The organism is Methylobacterium sp. Leaf465 (assembly GCF_001424705.1).
GTDB lineage: Bacteria > Pseudomonadota > Alphaproteobacteria > Rhizobiales > Beijerinckiaceae > Methylobacterium.
The window spans coordinates 186,041-201,418 of sequence record NZ_LMRA01000012.1 but is presented as its reverse complement, the minus strand read 5'-3'; the positions used below and the strand labels follow the sequence as shown (position 1 = coordinate 201,418).

Annotated in this window: 14 protein-coding genes and 1 pseudogene; 7 read left to right on the top strand and 8 right to left on the bottom strand. The window is 68.1% G+C overall.

Features of this window, described 5'->3' with window-relative positions:
• Window positions 1-3: 3 nt before the first annotated feature.
• Window positions 4-93 carry a pyrroloquinoline quinone precursor peptide PqqA gene (gene pqqA, locus ASG51_RS09455; protein WP_019902976.1) on the bottom strand — a complete coding sequence of 30 codons (90 nt, stop codon included), beginning with the start codon at window positions 91-93 and terminating at the stop codon, window positions 4-6.
• Window positions 94-614: 521 nt separating this feature from the next.
• On the opposite strand from pqqA, the gene mgtE reads away from it, so the two are divergent.
• Complete coding sequence (gene mgtE / locus ASG51_RS09450; protein ID WP_056274654.1) at window positions 615-1,985, top strand: magnesium transporter; 1,371 nt, start codon at window positions 615-617, stop codon at window positions 1,983-1,985.
• A gap of 110 nt (window positions 1,986-2,095) precedes the next feature.
• Here the strand turns inward: mgtE and ASG51_RS09445 are convergent, their stop codons facing one another.
• The gene (locus ASG51_RS09445) at window positions 2,096-2,842 is read right to left on the bottom strand and encodes a sigma-70 family RNA polymerase sigma factor (RefSeq protein ID WP_056380433.1); all 747 of its coding nucleotides are present in this window, start codon (window positions 2,840-2,842) and stop codon (window positions 2,096-2,098) included.
• A 442-nt stretch (window positions 2,843-3,284) separates the two neighbouring features.
• Window positions 3,285-3,995 carry a Crp/Fnr family transcriptional regulator gene (locus tag ASG51_RS09440; protein WP_056274658.1) on the bottom strand — a complete coding sequence of 237 codons (711 nt, stop codon included), beginning with the start codon at window positions 3,993-3,995 and terminating at the stop codon, window positions 3,285-3,287.
• A gap of 254 nt (window positions 3,996-4,249) precedes the next feature.
• Between ASG51_RS09440 and ASG51_RS09435 the strand changes: the two genes are divergently transcribed.
• On the top strand, window positions 4,250-5,209 hold the full coding sequence (locus ASG51_RS09435; RefSeq protein WP_244476416.1) for a Crp/Fnr family transcriptional regulator: 960 nt from the start codon (window positions 4,250-4,252) through the stop codon (window positions 5,207-5,209).
• Between the two features lie 60 nt (window positions 5,210-5,269).
• Here ASG51_RS09435 and ASG51_RS24605 read toward each other — a convergent pair whose 3' ends face one another.
• Window positions 5,270-5,443 carry a hypothetical protein gene (locus tag ASG51_RS24605; RefSeq protein WP_181259671.1) on the bottom strand — a complete coding sequence of 58 codons (174 nt, stop codon included), beginning with the start codon at window positions 5,441-5,443 and terminating at the stop codon, window positions 5,270-5,272.
• 188 nt (window positions 5,444-5,631) lie between these two features.
• Between ASG51_RS24605 and ASG51_RS09430 the strand changes: the two genes are divergently transcribed.
• On the top strand, window positions 5,632-6,879 hold the full coding sequence (locus ASG51_RS09430; protein WP_056274660.1) for an efflux RND transporter periplasmic adaptor subunit: 1,248 nt from the start codon (window positions 5,632-5,634) through the stop codon (window positions 6,877-6,879).
• A gap of 12 nt (window positions 6,880-6,891) precedes the next feature.
• Window positions 6,892-10,035, top strand: coding sequence for an efflux RND transporter permease subunit (locus ASG51_RS09425; RefSeq protein ID WP_056213652.1), 3,144 nt, complete (start codon window positions 6,892-6,894; stop codon window positions 10,033-10,035).
• 82 nt (window positions 10,036-10,117) lie between these two features.
• Here the strand turns inward: ASG51_RS09425 and ASG51_RS09420 are convergent, their stop codons facing one another.
• From ASG51_RS09420 to ASG51_RS09405, 4 genes are all read right to left on the bottom strand, one after another.
• On the bottom strand, window positions 10,118-10,312 hold the full coding sequence (locus ASG51_RS09420; protein WP_056213650.1) for a hypothetical protein: 195 nt from the start codon (window positions 10,310-10,312) through the stop codon (window positions 10,118-10,120).
• A gap of 132 nt (window positions 10,313-10,444) precedes the next feature.
• Window positions 10,445-11,836 carry an ATP-binding protein gene (locus ASG51_RS09415; protein ID WP_056274663.1) on the bottom strand — a complete coding sequence of 464 codons (1,392 nt, stop codon included), beginning with the start codon at window positions 11,834-11,836 and terminating at the stop codon, window positions 10,445-10,447.
• A 4-nt stretch (window positions 11,837-11,840) separates the two neighbouring features.
• Window positions 11,841-12,563 (bottom strand): response regulator, encoded by a 723-nt coding sequence (locus tag ASG51_RS09410; RefSeq protein WP_056380431.1) that lies wholly within the window; start codon window positions 12,561-12,563, stop codon window positions 11,841-11,843.
• Window positions 12,563-13,066: a MarR family transcriptional regulator gene (locus ASG51_RS09405; RefSeq protein WP_056380429.1), complete on the bottom strand. Its 504-nt coding sequence runs from the start codon at window positions 13,064-13,066 to the stop codon at window positions 12,563-12,565. The genes ASG51_RS09410 and ASG51_RS09405 overlap by 1 nt, the downstream gene beginning before the upstream one ends.
• 287 nt (window positions 13,067-13,353) lie before the next feature.
• Between ASG51_RS09405 and ASG51_RS09400 the strand changes: the two genes are divergently transcribed.
• From ASG51_RS09400 to ASG51_RS24990, 3 genes and pseudogenes are all read left to right on the top strand, one after another.
• Window positions 13,354-13,659: a DUF3072 domain-containing protein gene (locus ASG51_RS09400; protein ID WP_056380427.1), complete on the top strand. Its 306-nt coding sequence runs from the start codon at window positions 13,354-13,356 to the stop codon at window positions 13,657-13,659.
• Between the two features lie 196 nt (window positions 13,660-13,855).
• A complete protein-coding gene (locus ASG51_RS09395; protein ID WP_056274668.1) occupies window positions 13,856-14,089 on the top strand; it encodes a Flp family type IVb pilin in 234 nt (77 codons plus the stop codon).
• 705 nt (window positions 14,090-14,794) lie between these two features.
• Window positions 14,795-15,376 (top strand): annotated as a pseudogene (locus ASG51_RS24990) (Hint domain-containing protein); the annotation flags it as partial.
• Window positions 15,377-15,378 lie beyond the last annotated feature (2 nt).

Below are 15,378 nucleotides of genomic sequence, written 5' to 3'. Positions count from 1 at the left end.
GCCTTAGTTGAAGGGATCGATCTCGGCGGACTCGTAGCTGGTGACTTCCATGCCGACGCAGACTTCCTGGACGACGGGGGCGGACCACTTCATGGGAAACTCCTTCGTGTTCGACGCCCCTGATATGCCGTTGTGTTGGGCACAATACAAGTGGACGCTACACTTATATTTCTCATAGGATCGCGGGAAAGTTCCCATCCGGCGCCCGAGCGTTGCCGCGCTTTCGGCCCGGCACTCCGGACACCGGAGATATGATGCCGGCACATCGCCCGTGCGAGGGGGGCTGCGATGGGTCGGCCCCGGACCGGACGGCAGGGGCGCCACGGGTGCGGAGGAAAGATCCGGCCGAGGCCGGTTTCGGCTTGACGCCCCGGGGAGGGGAGGCGCACTGACGCGCCGCCGAACGGGCCTGCGCGGGGGTCACGACTCACCGCGCGGCGCGCGCTTCGGCTCCCTCTCGACGATTCCGATGCCCAGCGACAATCCAGACCGATCGCCCGCGCCGTGCGCGGTCGCCTCCGCCTCCTTCGCCTGACGCCCCGCTGACCGGGCCCGGGCGGCCCGGCGCGGGACGGCCCCTCACGGCCGGATCGCGCGCCCTGCGAGGTGAGCCCATGAACGAGATCGCTTCCTTCCCGACCGGCATCGATCCGGCCGTGCTCGCCGCTCGCCTGTCGGATGAGCGCGCGCCCGACATCGTCGAGGCGCTCAACGACGAGGCGCCCGAGGTCGCCGCCGCCATCCTACTGGGCCTGCCCGTGGAGCGGGCGATCGAGGTGCTCGATCAGCCCGAGCTCGACTGCGCCGCCGACATCATCGAGATGCTGCCGCGCGACCGGGTCGCCTCCTACCTGTCGGGCATGTCGGCCGACCGCATCACCGACCTGTTTCGCGAAATCGAGGAGCCCGGCCGCTCGGACCTGCGCGCCCGTCTCGACGCCGAGACCCGCGGGGCCGTCGACCGGCTGAGCACCTACGGCGAGGAGACCGTCGGCTCGCTGATGACCACGGAATTCGTCGCCGTGCCGGGCAACTGGACGGTGCAGCAGACCCTCGACCACGTCCGCCAGGTCGAGAAGACCCGCGAGACCATCTACGCGATCTTCGTCCTCGACCCGCGCACCCGGGCCCTGACCAAGGCGGTGCCCCTGCGTCGGCTGATCTCGGGCAATCCGGGCGACAACGTGCTCTCGGTGGCCCCGAACCGACGTCCGCTGGCGGTCTCGCCCACGGCCAGCCGCGAGGAGGCCGCCCGTCTGATCTCGCGCTACGACCTCCTGGCGCTCCCCGTCATCGACGCGGTCGGGCACGTCATCGGCATCGTCACGGTGGACGACATGATCGACGCGATGGTCGAGAAGCAGACCCAGGACGTGCAGCGCTTTGGCGGCATGGAAGCCCTGCCCGAGCCCTACATGGACATCGGCTTCGGCACGATGATCCGGAAGCGGGCGGGCTGGCTCTGCGCGCTCTTCCTCGGCGAGATGATGACGGCCACCGCCATGCAGGGCTTCGAGGGCGAGCTCGAAAAGGCCATCGTGCTGACCCTGTTCATCCCGCTGATCATGAGCTCGGGCGGCAATTCCGGCAGCCAGGCCACCTCGCTGCTCATCCGCGCCCTGGCCCTGCACGAGGTGCGCCTGCGCGACTGGTGGCGGGTGGCCCTTCGCGAGGTGCCCACCGGCCTCGTGCTCGGCACGATTCTCGGCGCGATCGGCATCGTCCGCATCGTGGTCTGGCAGAAGACCGGCCTCTACGACTACGGCGAGCACTGGATGCTGGTGGCGGCGACCGTGGGGGCGGCCCTTATCGGCATCGTCACCTTCGGCTCGCTCACCGGCTCGATGCTGCCGTTCCTGCTGCAGCGCCTCGGCTTCGATCCCGCCACCGCCTCGGCCCCCTTCGTCGCCACCCTCGTCGACGTCACGGGCCTCGTCATCTACTTCTCGGTGGCGATGCTGATCCTGCGCGGAACGCTGCTGTAGAGTTTGTCAGGGATACGTGGAAACCGGTTTTCCCGGAAAGACAAACGGACAAGAAAGGAATCTAGAGTCTGTCTGGTTCCGGATGAACCTGACAGACTCGAAGGGCCGCTTCAGGCCCGAGGCCGGAGGCTCAGGTCGCTGAGCACGGAGGTGGCGAGGCGGTCCGGCCCGATCTCGTGGGCGGAGTAGCCGACGAGGGCGGCGAGACTCTCGCGGGCCCGCCAGACGCGGCTCTTCACCGTGCCGATCTTGCAGCCCATCACCCTGGCGGCCTCGTCGTAGGTCATATTGTCGATGGCCACCAGCGTCAGGGCCTGGCGCAGGGTCGTGGAGAGCCGCCCGATGGCAGCGTTGACGTCCTCCAGGTCGAGGACGGCGCCCTGCGCCGGCAGGGTCACCAGCTGCGCCGCGTAGCTGCCGTCGCTGTCCTCGACCTCGTGCACGCGCTTGCGCTGGCCGGAATAGAACGTGTTGCGCATGATGATGGTGAGCCAGCCGCACACGTTGGTGCCCGGCGTGAAGCTCTCGCGGTACATCCAGGCCCGCATCATCGTGTCCTGGACCAGATCGTCGGCGCGCGCGGCGTCGCGGGTCAACGAGAGGGCGTATTTGCGCAGGCCCGGCGCATGGTCCCGGAGCCCCTGGCGGACCTCAGCCGTGAGAGTCTCGCCGCGGGCGGCGAGCACCGCCTCAAGACGGGCGAGCAGCACGGCGAACCGGTCGGGCGGGTCGTCATCGAGGGAGGCATAGGCAGCGCGCAGGTGCTGCCCGAGGGTTCGTCGGATCGACGGCGCCAGCGGGGGAGCGTTCTCGGGACGGAGGCGGGTCGACGCATCGGATCCAGATTGCGATGTCATCCAGTCACTTCTCATTCGGCCGGGAAGGGCATGAGCCCGATCCCCCTCAGTCCGCCCGAGTGTGCAAAACGAGAGATTTATCCGCATCAACACAGGTTAATGGGAAGACCTTCAAAGATTTATGCGCGAAATCGTACGTTTACGTCTGGCTCGAAAGACAACCCGGCAAAAGTCTTCTCGAGAAGATACCTGATAGCAAGACGCAAAGAGCCCGCCACGGCCATTGCCGGGCGGGCCGAGTCCTGGGAGGCGTGTCCTGGGAGGCGAGTCCCGGGGGGAACGCGTGATGCGTCGTTCTTCAACCCTGCAGGAGAGCAAGTGTTCACTGCCGCACGTCCGCGACAGGGCGATGTCACGCGTCCATCGGCCGAAGCCGGACCTGGCCTGATCGACGGTGCAGGCGCCCCGGTGCGTCGCGGCATTCGACAGCCCCCCCTCCGGGTCAGGCGCCCTCGATCAGGCGGAGATATTCGGCTTCGGGTACGCCGTAACTGCCCCCCGCCACGGCCAGCAGGCCGGTCCGGTCGAGAACCCCGATCCGCCCGCGACGTGCCTTGATCAGGCGGTTGCCCTCCAGGAGCTGCAGGGCGAGGGTCACCGTCGTGCGCTGGACGCCGAGCATGAAGGACAGGAAGTCATGGGTCACGGTGAGTTCGTCGCCGATGACCCGGTCGTGGCACATGAGCAGCCAGCGGGCGAGCCGGACCTCGATGTTGTAGCTCGCGTTGGCGAACGCGGTCTGCGCCGTTTGGACCAGGAGGGTCTGGACGAACCGCAGCAGCAGGTTGCGCAGCGTGAGGCTCTCCTCGGTGGCGGCCATCAGCACGGCGGCGTCGATGGCCAGCATCTCGCCCGCGTTCTGGACGAAGTGGTCGTAGGGCGTGCGGTCACTCCCCAGCAGCACCGGTGCGGCACCGACCACGCCCTCGGGCCCGATGATGCCCACCTCGACCCTGCTCGTCCCGGAGGTCGTGATCGACGCGTAGCCGGCCTCCGGGAAGTAGAGGTCCTGAATCGGTCGATGCGGATAAATCAGGCCTTGGCGCAGCTCCGTCGTCATCGCGCGCAGGTGCGGCTGAAGCAACCGATAGTCACCTGGCGAGAGACGTTTGAGCAAGCGGTTACGGACGGCAGATTGCTCTAGCAGCGACACGGGCCTGTCCCTTGGGGCAAGAGCACAAATAGTCTCTCACGGACCCATATTCAGGAATATATACAAGCGATTTTGCGACTATCTGTACGATGCGAGACAAAGGCAAGCCCGCCAGGAGATCTGTCGGGTAGACGACATTCCTCCAATGTCGGGCACAACACAAAAGGCGTCGTGCCCTGTCCGACATGCTTCTTTGGGATTTATGAACGCTGCGGTTCGGGGAATATCGCAACGAACCGAGGGTCCTGGCCGTAGTGGCGCAAGGGTTCGGCCGTTCTCGGCCGATGATCCTGCGAGCACGGCTCGGTTGGTCCACGCGCAGGCGGAGCAGCCCGGAATCGGTCGGAGGAAGGGTTCGACACCGTGACGGGTTGGGTGAACGCGAGAGGGTGCGATCGCGCGCGGCGACAGACACCGGAGCGGTGTCGATGACGGCGTCGGACTCCGATCCGGATTTGCCGCATCGCCTAACCCTGCACGATGACGACGATGTGATGATTCCGCTGATCCGGAAGCTGGAGCGGTTCGGGCCGGTATCGACCGAAGATCGCGCGATCCTGACGCGGCTCTGTGGAGCCATCTCGCTCATCGGACCGCGCATGGAGATCGTGCGGGAGGGTGAGCGTCCCGACGGCGTCCATGTGCTCCTCGAAGGCATGGCCTGCCGGTGCAAGCTGCGGGCCAACGGAACCCGGCAGATCCTCGCCTATCTGGTCCCGGGCGATTTCTGCGACCTTGATACCGGCCTGCTCGACCGCCGGGACCACGCGATCACGAGCCTTTCGGCCTGCCGCTTCACGCGCATGGATTTCGTGCCCCTCGGCAACCTCGTCCGGGAGCAGGCCACGCTGGTCACGACCCTGCGTCGGGCGAACCTCGTGGACGACGCGATCCTGCGCGAGTGGATCGTGAATCTCGGCTCCCGCTCGGCCATCGAGCGGATCGCACATCTGTTTCTCGAATTGCTGATGCGCCTGCGGGCCGTCGGACTGGTGCGGGGCGACGGCTACGATCTTCCGGTGTCCCAGCTCGATCTGGCGGATGCGACCGGCCTCGCGAGCGTGCACGTCAATCGCACGCTTCAGGATCTGAAGCGCCAGGGGTTGATCGAGCTGCGCTCGCGCATCCTGACGATCCGGAACGTCCAGCGGCTGACGAGCCTGGCCGGCTTCGATCCCCGCTACCTGTCGCTGGATCCCATGGCGTCCCGCTAGGGCGCATGCCGGTCGGCGACCCGGGTCAAGGATCTCTCGCCAAACGGGCCCCGAAACGCCTTACGCGATCGGACGGGCGACCGGGTGAGCCGCGCGGATCTCCTCGGGAAGCGCCTGAAAGTCGATGTAACCGGCTTCGCGCGCCATCGCATCGAGAGCGGACACTTCGTCGAGCGCGCTGCCGGTCCAGAGAACGGCGCCATTCGACTGCTGACGGACCTCGAAGATGCTCATGGTTCGTTAACCCTCGACCGGAAAAGGTCTACGATTGTCCTAACGTGACGGCAGGCAAAATGTTGCCGATCCTCGCACCGAGCGGGGGCGAGGTCCCGGCAACGCGGACGTCGCCCGAGAGGTGTGCCATGAATTTGCCGGTCTCGCCCCGCAAGCCCGTACATCCCACCCGCGTCGAGTGCCCTGCCATGCGCCCCCCTCGGCCCGTGCCGTTCGGACACCGGTTTCGTTTCGCCCTCGCGGTGCTGGCCGGCGCCGCGTCGCTCGCCCCCGTCGCCCGCGCCGCGGAGCCGGCGGCGGTTCCCGATCCGGCCGCCGTCGCACCCGCCGTGACGGTGGCATCGGCCGTCGCCCGCGAGATCGTGGAGTTCGCTGTCGTGACCGGCACGCTGGTGCCCCGCGACGAGATCCTGGTGGCGCCCGAGATCGAGGGCCTTCGCATCACCGACCTGCTGGTGGAGGAGGGCGCCGGAGTCGCCCGGGGCCAGCCCCTGGCACGGCTCTCCCTCGAGATGATCGTGACCCAGGAGGCGGCCAACGCCGCCGGCATCGCCAAGGCTCAGGCCGCGATCATCCAGGCCCGGAGCCAGATCGTGCAGGCCGAGGCGGCCCAGGTCGAGGCGAACCTTGCCCTGGAGCGCACGCGCAGCCTGATCCGCACCGGCAATGCCACGGCCGTGACCCTGGAGCAGCGCGTCTCCGCCGCCCAGGGCAACGAGGGCCGGCTCGCGGCCGCCCGGGGCGGACTTCAGCTGGCCGAGGCCGATCTGGCCACCGCGCGGGCCCAGGGCGCCGAGATCGCGTTGCGGCGTGCCCGAACCGAGATCCGCGCCCCCGAGGCCGGGATCGTCAGCCGGCGCACCGCCCGGGTGGGGGCCACCGCGACCGCCGCCGGGGAGCCGATGTTCCGCCTGATCGCCCGGGGCGAGATCGAACTCGAAGGCGAGGTGCCGGAGGTATGGATGCCGCGGCTCCACGTCGGTGATCCGGCCCGCCTGGACTGGGACGAGGGGCGGACCCTGAAGGGGCGGGTGCGGCGCATCGATCCGGAGATCGATCGTACGACGCGCCTCGGACGCATCCGCATCGGCCTCGATCCCGATGCGAGCCTGCGCATCGGCGCCTTCGCCCGCGGCAAGGTCGAGGTCGCACGCCGCACCGGCGTCGCGGTGCCGCTCTCGGCGGTGCTCTACGGCGCCGATGGCGGTGCGAGCGTCTTCATCGTCGCCGGCGACCGCGTCGAGGCCCGCCGGATCGTGCCCGGCCTCGCCGCCGACGGCGTTCTGGAGGTCCGCTCCGGCGTGAAGGCGGGCGAAGTGGTGGTGGCCCGTGCCAGCAGCTTCCTGCGCGACGGCGATCGCGTCCGGCCCGTGGTTCCACCCATCAAGGCGGCCGAGGCCGCGACGCCTCCGGCGGCCGATGCCGCCTCCCGCTGATCGGACGATCCCATGCGCCTGAACATCTCGGCCTGGGCGATCCGCAAGCCGATCCCCTCCCTCGTCCTCTTCCTGGTGCTGGTGGTCCTCGGACTGGTCAGCTTCCGCGCGCTGCCGATCACGCGCTTTCCGAACATCGACATCCCCATCGTCTCCGTCCAGGTGCTGCAATCCGGGGCCGCGCCCTCGGAGCTGCAGACCCAGGTGACCAAGGTCGTCGAGGATGCGGTGGCGGGGGTGAAGGGCGTCAAGCACGTCATCTCGACGATCTCCGAGGGCGTCTCCAGCACCACGATCGAATTTCGCCTGGAGGTGAACAGCGACCGGGCGGTCAACGACGTCAAGGATGCCATCTCGAAAGTGCGGGTGAACCTGCCCCGCACCATCGAGGAGCCGATCATCAACCGCGTCGAGATCGCGGGCCTGCCGATCATGATCTACGGCGCCTCGGCGCCCGCGATGACGCCGGAAGACCTGTCCTGGCTCATCGACGACGTCATCGCCCGGCAGGTGCAGAGCGTGAAGGGCGTCGGGGGCGTCGAGCGCCTCGGCGGCGTCGCCCGCGAGGTCCGCGTGACCCTCAAGCCCGACCGCTTGCTGGCGCTGGGGATCACGGCCGCCGACGTGAACCGGCAGCTGCGCCTGACCGCCGCCGACATGGCGGGCGGGCGCGGCGAACTCGGCGGGCAGGAGCAGTCCATCCGGACCCTGGCCGGGGCGGCCAGCCTCGACACCCTGGCGGAAACCTCGATCGTCGTCCCCGGCGGGCGCAAGGTCCGCCTCGACGAACTCGCCACCCTGGTGGACGGCTCGGAGGAGCCGCGCACCTTCGCGCGCTTCAACGGCGAGCCCGTGGTGGCCTTCGCGATCTCGCGCTCCACCGGTGCCAGCGACGCGGAGGTCGCCGTCGGCGTCGCCAAGCGCATCGCCGAACTCGGCACCCGCCATCCCGGTGTGCGCTTCGACCTGATCGACACCTCGGTCACCAACACGGTGGGCAATTACCACTCGGCGATGCTGTCCCTCGTGGAGGGGGCCGCCCTGGCGGTCGTCGTGGTCTTCCTGTTCCTGCGGGACTGGCGCGCCACCCTGATCGCCTCGATCGCCCTGCCGCTCTCGGTGCTGCCGACCTTCTGGGTGATGAGCAGCCTCGGCTTCTCCCTGAACGCCGTCAGCCTGCTCGCCATCACGCTGGTCACCGGCATCCTCGTCGACGACGCCATCGTGGAGATCGAGAACATCGTCCGGCACATGCGCATGGGGAAATCCCCCTACCGCGCCGCCCTGGAGGCCGCCGACGAGATCGGCCTCGCCGTCATCGCCATCACGGCGACGATCATGGCGATCTTCGCCCCCGTCTCCTTCATGAGCGGCATCGCCGGGCAATACTTCAAGCAGTTCGGGCTCACCATCGCGGCGGCGGTGTTCATGTCGCTCCTGGTGGCCCGCCTGATCACGCCCCTGCTCGCCGCCTATTTCCTGCGCGATCACGGCCCCGATCACACCCGCGAGGGCCCGGTGATGCGAGGCTACACCCGCGTGGTCGCCTGGTCGGTGCGCCACAAGTTCATCACCCTGGTGCTCGGGCTCGCCTGCTTCGCCGGGTCGATCCTGTCCACCGGGCTGCTGCCGGCAGGCTTTCTCCCCGCGGAGGACGCCGCCCGCACCATCTTCGTGGTGGAACTGCCGCCGGGGGCTCGCCTCGCCGACACCACGCAGGTGACGGACGCCCTCGTGGAGCGCATCCGCGCCCTGCCGGAGGTGCGCAGCGTCTTCGTCGACGGCGGCCGGCAGCTGCCCGGGAAGAAGGAAGTCCGGCTCGCGACCTTCACCATCAATCTCACGCCGAAGAACACCCGCCATCGCACCCAGAAGCAGGTGGACATCGCCATCCGGGCGATCCTGCACGACGTGCCCGACATCCGATTCTGGGCCCTGCGCGAGGGCGGCCAGCGCGACGTGACCCTGATCGTGTCCGGCCCCGACAAGGCGGTGGTGGCGGAGACGGCGGCCAAGCTCCAGCGCGAGGCCGCGGGCGTACCCCACTTGGTCAACGTGCTCTCGACGGCCCCCTTGGACCGCACCGAGATCCGCATCCGCCCGAAGGCCGGGGTCGCGGCCGATCTCGGCGTCACGACCGACCTCATCGCCGAGACCGTGCGGGTCGGCACGATCGGCGACATCGGCGCGAATCTGGCCAAGTTCAACACCATCGACCGCCAGGTGCCGATCCGGGTGCAGCTGCCGGAGCGCCTGCGCGGCGACCTCTCGCAGCTCGAAACCCTGAAGGTCCCGGTCAAGGGCGGCGCGGCCGTGCCGCTCTCCACCGTGGCCGATCTCAGCCTCGGGCGCGGCCCCACAGCCATCGACCGCTACGACCGGGCCATCCGGGTCGCCCTGGAGGCCGACATGGAGGGATCGGACGCCCTCGGCGCCCTGATCGGCGCCGTCCTCGCCCTGCCCACCGCCAAGGACCTCCCGCCCGGCGTGACCATTCGCCAGACGGGCGACGCCGAGGTGATGGGCGAGGTCTTCGAGGGCTTCGCCCTCGCCATGGGCGCCGGCCTGATGATGGTGTTCGGCGTGCTGGTGCTGCTGTTCGGGAACTTTCTGCAGCCGCTGACCATCCTGTTCTCGCTGCCGCTCTCCATCGGCGGCGCGATCCTCGGCCTCCTGATCTTCAACAAGCCAATCTCGATGCCGGTGGTGATCGGCATCCTCATGCTGATGGGCGTCGTGACCAAGAACGCCATCATGCTGGTGGACTTCGCCGTCGAGGAGATGGCCCGCGGCGTCGACCGTGCCACCGCGATCATCGATGCCGGCCGCAAGCGCGCCCGGCCGATCGTGATGACCACCATCGCCATGGCGGCCGGCATGGTGCCCTCCGCCATGGCGCTCGGCATCGGCGGCGAGTTCCGCGCGCCCATGGCGATCGCGGTCATCGGCGGCCTGATCGTCTCCACGGGCCTGTCGCTGGTCTTCGTGCCGGCGATCTTCGTCCTGGTGGACGACCTGTCGCGCCTCTTCGTGCGGGTCTTCGGCCGCTTCGTCGGACGCGTGGACGAGCCGACGGAGGGCGCGTTCGCGCGGCCGCCGACCCATTCGGCCAACGACCCGAAGCCGATCCTGCCGCCGCGCATCGCGGCCGAATAGGCCGCCAGCAGGGGGGCCAAACGAAAAGGCCCGGACCTTTCGGTCCGGGCCTTTTCGTCGGCGGTCCTGGGCTCGCGCGCGCTCAGCCCTCGCTGCGAGCGGCCAGGCGGCTCGCGGCGAAGCAGAGGCCGCCGGCGACGATGAAAAGCACCACGAAGGTCTTCACGGTGGCGTAGAACAGCGCCGGCTCGATGCCCGCATCCGTGTAGAGCACGGCGCAGATGGCGGTGATCGGCAGGAGCAGGAGGATCAGGAGGGGGGTCAGCGGGCTGTTCATGGGCGGGTCTCTCAACCTCTGTCGGACCCGGTTCACCGGTCCCTGTGGCGTTTGCTGCGCCTCTCATAGCATCGCCCCGCACCCGGCGCCAAGCTGGATCGGCCACGCTTTCCTGCGGTCGATGAGCCCGGATCAGGCCGGGATCCGCACCGTGGCGCGCAGGCCCCCGAGCGGGCTGTCATGCAGGCTGACGTCGCCGCCATGGGCCCGGGCGATGTCGCGGGCGATGGAGAGCCCGAGGCCGGAGCCGCCCGCGTCCTGGCGCGCATCGTCGAGGCGCACGAAGGGCTTGAACACTTCCTCGCGCTGATCGGGCGGGATGCCCGGGCCGTCGTCGTCGATGGAGACCAGGAAGGCCCTCGCCTCGCGCCGCCCCGTGATCGCGACGGTCTCGCCGTAGCGGGCCGCGTTGGCCGCGAGGTTGAACAGGCAGCGCCGCATGGCATCCGGCCGCAGGGTCAGCCGCGGATGGTCCTCGAGGTCCACCGCCTCCACATGGGCGCCGAGGCGCTCGACGTCGGTGCGCAGGTCCTCCAGGAGCGCGCGCATGTCGGTGGGCACCGCCACCTCGCCCGAATCGCCCCGGGCGAAGGCGAGGTAGGCCTCCAGCATGCGACTCATCTCGTCGACGTCGCGCTGCAGGTCCTCGACCTCGGGGGTCTGCTCGACCAGGGCGAGGGAGAGCTTGAACCGCGTGATGATGGTGCGCAGGTCGTGGCTGACCCCGTTGAGCATCGTCGTGCGCTGCTCCATCGCCCGCTCGATGCGCCGCTTCATCTCGATGAAGGCGTGGCCGGCCTGGCGCACCTCGCGGGCCCCGCGGGGCCGGAACTCGATCTCACGGCCCTTGCCGAAGCTCTCGGCGACGGCGGCCAGCCGCAGGATCGGCTTGATCTGGTTGCGCAGGAACAGGATCGCGACGCCGAGCAGCACCAGGGACGAGCCGCTCATCCACAGGAGGAAGATGTGCGAATTCGAGGCGTAGGCCATGCTGCGCCGGGCGGTGACGCGCATCACGCCGTCGGGAATCGCGACCCGGATCTCGATGAGGCTGGAGCGGCCCACGGTGTCGATCCAGTAGGGCCGGCGGATCTGGCGCCGGATCTCCTCGGACAGGGCCTCGTCCAGGATCGAGAAGAAGGGCCGCGGCCCCGCCGGGGGGAGCTTGGCCCCCTTCAGGATGTCAACGTCGAGGTTGAGCCGGTCGTTGGCGATCCGGGTGAGGGTCTCGGAATCCTTGTCCTGCGGGTAGCTCTCGTAGATGTCGATCAGCGCGGCGACGTCGGCGGTGACGGCGGAGGAAAGGCGGCGCGTCACGAGCTGCCAGTGGCGCTCCATGAAGGTGTAGGCGATCACCGACTGGAGCAGCACCACCGGCGCGATGATGATGATGAGCGATCGGGCATAGAGGCCCTTGGGCAGCAGGTCACCGATGGCGCGGCTGACGATCCGCCACATCCGCCGTGGCCGGGGCAGGGCAGCGAGGCGGGTCGCCGTGCGCTGGAGCAGGCCGGTGCCGGCCATGGGCTCAGTCGACCGCGAGGCGGTAACCGACGCCCCGCACCGTCTGCAGGAACAGGGGATTGGCCGGATCGACCTCGGTCTTCCGGCGCAGGCGGTTGATCTGCACGTCGATGCTGCGCTCGGCGGCGAGGCCGCCGCTTCCGGCCAGGGCCTCCCGTTCCACGTTGCCGCCAGCGGCCTGGGCCAGGAGGGTGAGGATCTCGCGCTCGCGCTCGGTGATCCGGATCAGCTCGTCCGCGCGGCGCAATTCGCCCCGGTCGATCCGGTAGGCGAACGGTCCGAAGGTCACGGTGTCGTGGCTCTGGGCGCGGCCGCCGGCCTCGTTGCGCCGCTTGATGATGTTCGACAGGCGCAGGATCAGCTCGCGCGGCTCGAAGGGCTTGGGCAGATAGTCGTCGGCGCCGATCTCCAGGCCCATGACCCGGTCGTTGGGATTCGAGCGCGCGGTCAGCATCAGGATCGGCACGCGCGAGGTCTGGCGGACTTCCCGGGCATAATCGAAACCGCTCTCGCCGGGCATCATCACATCGAGCACCAGGGCATCGAAGACGAAGCACTGCGCCTTGGTGCGGGCCTCGGGCACGTTCCCGGCCGCGGTGACGCGGAAGCCCTGCTCGTAGAGAAAACGCGACAGCAGTTCCCGTACCCGGCGATCGTCGTCGACCACCAGGACGTGCGGCGCATGGTCGGGAAGATCGGCGGTCTGGCGCGCCCCGGGCGTGGCCATCAGGCGGCCTTGCCGGCGCGCCGGGACATCAGGCGCTGCACGGCCGCGCGCGCGTCGGGTTCGATCATGCCGAAGAGGAAGCTCTCGGCGGAGAGGGGAGCCTCGCCGCCGCGCTCCGATGCCGCGAGGGCGCGCGCCACCCGCCGGCTCTGGACCCGCATGAGGTCGCCGGCGAGGTCCGCCCCGGCCGCGGTGCAGAACAGCAGCCGCTGGCGCCGGTCGCTGGTGCCGGTCTTCTGCGCGATGTAGCCCTGCTCGATCAAATCCTTCAGCACCCGGTTCAGGCTCTGCTTGGTGATGCGCAGAATATCCAGGAGTTCGGCGATCGTAAGACCCGGATAGCGGTCGACGAAGTGCAGCACCCGGTGATGGGCCCGGCCGAAGCCGTACTGGGCCAGGATGCGGTCGGGGTCGCCGACGAAATCCCGGTAAGCGAAGAACAGAAGCTCGATGAGATCATCGCCGGAACCGGAGGACGGCAGCGGCGCGTCGGCGTCTCGCATCGCGTGGGCAGTCACGTCTCGGGCGACCTCGATGTACGTCAGCGTTGTTGACATGTTCCAGCCCGGACGCGACCCGTCAAGCCTGGGATCAGAGGACGCGTGACGGCACGCCGAGCCCCGTTCCCCCAATGGGAACAGCCGATCGCGAGAACCGCCTACGTGTCCGAATCGCGCGAACCCGTGAGACAGATGACCACGGGACGACCGGCCTTATCGGTCGCAGGCGCAGGAACCCGCCGTTGAGCCTCGCGTTTACTAGAACATTTCGTGAACCAGAGGATCCGAACATGGCCGGCACCCAGGCGAACAAGACCCAGGCATCCAAGTCCGACTCATCGAAGTCCGACACGTCCAAGTCTGACGCTTCGGAAGCTCACGAGAACCCCAAGACCGATCCGAAGGACGTCTCGAACCAGATCAAGGATCCGAGCGAGTGGACCACCGGCGGCGAGCCGATGACCGGCGCGCAAGCGTCCTACCTCAAGACCTTGTCCGAAGAGGCGAAGGACCCGGACGCGTTCGACCCCGATCTCGACAAGGCCGAGGCATCCCAGCGAATCGATGCCCTGCGCAAGGAATCCGGCAAGGCCTGACCGTCGCCGCGGGGCCGGCCGGCTCGATCCGATGGCCTGGACGGGTCGGGCAAGCGTGAAAGACGGACCGGGGGCTGACGCGCCCGGCCCGTCGCATCGGCTCCCGTCCGGACTTCGACGATCCGTTTAAGTCCTCCGCAAGGAAGGTCGCGTAACGTTTCCCACGATCGACGTCCGCGAAAGATTCCCTGGGGCCATGACCGAACTGGATTGCGAACAGGCCAGGGGTCGGCGGAGATTTCCGGCGCGGCACGATCTGCAGATTCTGGCCCGCCGCTTCCTCGAAGACAGGTCCGGATCGACGGCCCTCGAGTACGGCTTGATCATGGCCATGGTCTTTCTGGCGATCGTGACCGCGATGCGGTACTTCGCCGACCAGACGACCGCCATGTACAACTATATCGGCGCTGCCCTCAACCGGTCATCCTGAGTCCGAGCCTGTTTCGTCGCCGTGCATCCACGTGACCATTCGGCGGATGTGACCCAGTCTCGGACGCGTTCGGTCTGCGACCGCTCCGCAGTCCGAACGATCCCCGGCGCTGCCTCCACGTAGAACACCGGGCCGGAAACGGGCGGTCCCTGGAACGCCGTCCGCCCCCGCTTCGCGAAACAGGACGGCGGACGCGCGCCGCGACGCCGCCCACGCTTCGGCTGAACGGCGAGCCCCACCGGGCCCGTTTCGTCGCGGCGGTAATCACGACCTTTCGCTCCTCCCCGGCGCCGACGCTGCGACCGGCCCTCGCGCATCGATCGCGCAAACGGGTGGCACCCCGGCGCCATCGTCACCCTTCCGACGCGTCGACTTAGGTGCGGCCACCAATCCAATCCGCAACTGCGAATCCAACCGCTAAAAAAAGTGCTGCAACGGCGTGTGAAGTTTCGCATGCCGTTCCACAGACTCGTGGGAAGCACCTGAGTGCAGGAGAACGAGCTTTCCGCCCCTCACCGCCCCTCACCGTCCCGTGCCGACCTCATTGCACAATTGCGCGACTTTCACATTGCCCGATTAAATATGTTCTTATACCTTCGATGTATTGAGATATATCTATAGAAGTATTTCTGTCGAATTCTATTGGCTTTTAAAGTTATGAAATCCTAGAAACGCTATAGACAAATCGATACATGGAGCGCAACGATGTTGTCCGGCCCCAATCCTTCCATAACGTACAAGAATTTCGTGGAACTGCGGCCGACTTCAGACGGGTTCTTGGTGGGCAATGTCATGTCCGACCCGCCGGGCTACACGCTGACGGAAACCGCCAGCACCGGGTCAGGCGACAACCTCGGCGTGTTCGGCGATACGTCGAATGAGCCCATCACCGTGATACAGCCCGATGGGACACCCTACCCACAGAGCCTCACCTACTATGGCAAGACCGGCACCGATGGCACCGTCGTGCGCTTTCCAACGACAGGCGAGAAAGCCGGCAGTTACGTCTACATCCTGTTCACCAACCAGGATGGCTTTCAGTACAACAATTCCGTCTCGAACGTGGACCAGTCGCCCCTCGCCCTCTGTTTCGGGTCCGGCACGCGCATCCTGACGACGCGGGGCGAGGTCGCCGTGGAGGACCTGCAGGTCGGCGACCGCGCCGTCACCGCCTCCGGCCGGCCCCGCACGATCACCTGGACCGGCCATCGCGATCTCGGGGCAGAGCGGCCGCTGCCCGCCGACCAGTCGCCCATCCGCATCCGGGCCGGCGCCTTCGGCCACGGCNT